Consider the following 698-nt stretch of genomic DNA (forward strand, 5'->3'; position numbering starts at 1 on the left):
GAAGTACGCACGACGGGTTTTGTTTCTCGTGTTGTTGGTGAGGAGTTTGCGGTGATCATGCCTCATACTACAGTTAAAGAGGCCGAAGTGGTGCTCAATCGTTTGCGAGTCGCGGTTCAGCTGCGAAGCAATATGACCGTTACCGTCAGTGCGGGTTATAGTGACCTCACTGCCGACCGAACTCGAAGCTATAAGTGCGCAGATATCGCGCTGTATGAATCCAAAAGCGCTGGTAGAAACTGCGTTTCTTTGTGTCATAGCATTGATGATATTGCTTAGTTCACATGAGCGAGAGAACCGTTTATCCCAAAAAGAAAAAATCGGGATATACCCGATTTTTTCGTTAATAAGCGAGTTGATTTGGTGTGACGTTTATAGCGGATTGTCGATGGCGGTTTCGACACATTGCAACGACTTCAACAAATAACGATCCAGAAACTGCACCGCATCGTCACTATTTTTAGACAGCGATAACTTCATGATCATCTCTTGTTCATCGATATTGCAGTGACCTTGATTGTTCGTTCCTAGCACTTGCATAGCAAAGTAATGGTAACGCTTGATCTGGTTTAAAATATCTCGGAAGAAGGTAAACAAATTGTGCGAGTTCGCCCCCTCAAGCAACGCCTCAAGAAAGTGATAGTGGCGTTCTTCCCATTCTCTCCAGCAAAAGCCTTGGTCGAGATTCACTCTAGATA

The 698-nt window shown here is 44.8% G+C and carries 1 protein-coding gene and 1 pseudogene; one reads left to right on the forward strand and one right to left on the reverse strand.

Annotated elements, in window-relative coordinates:
- Window positions 1-279, forward strand: a 279-nt coding sequence (locus R7Q48_RS27515) for a diguanylate cyclase (protein ID WP_318133438.1), incomplete at its 5' end; no start/stop codon positions are given.
- A gap of 93 nt (window positions 280-372) precedes the next feature.
- On the opposite strand, the pseudogene R7Q48_RS27520 reads toward R7Q48_RS27515, so the two are convergent.
- Window positions 373-698, reverse strand: a pseudogene (locus R7Q48_RS27520) (FCD domain-containing protein); the annotation flags it as partial.

The sequence above is a fragment of the Vibrio sp. 378 genome, assembly GCF_033339435.1.